Below are 252 nucleotides of genomic sequence, written 5' to 3'. Positions count from 1 at the left end.
GACATCGGCCAAAACAATTGGACAAGGACAATCATCAATCAAGCTAACGGCAACTTTTGTATCATGGACCGAAGCGGCAGTCACCACATAATTCAGAATGTAGCCATCAGTGGTTACTAGCATGTGGGTTTTAAACCCATAGAACGACATTTGCTTAGTGGCATTGTAGCCAATATTAGCTTGCCCAGCAAAAATACGTGCTCTAAATTTACGTACTGGTTCACACAATGGATTCGGCAAACTATCAATGAT

General features: G+C 41.7%; 1 protein-coding gene. It reads right to left on the bottom strand.

Annotated elements, in window-relative coordinates:
- A partial coding sequence (locus FC65_RS11330; protein ID WP_156408666.1) for a transposase occupies positions 1-252 on the bottom strand: 252 nt, incomplete at both ends.

The sequence above is a fragment of the Ligilactobacillus acidipiscis DSM 15836 genome, assembly GCF_001435755.1.
GTDB classification, from domain to species: Bacteria; Bacillota; Bacilli; order Lactobacillales; family Lactobacillaceae; genus Ligilactobacillus; species Ligilactobacillus acidipiscis.
This window is presented reverse-complemented; position numbering and strand designations above follow the sequence as displayed.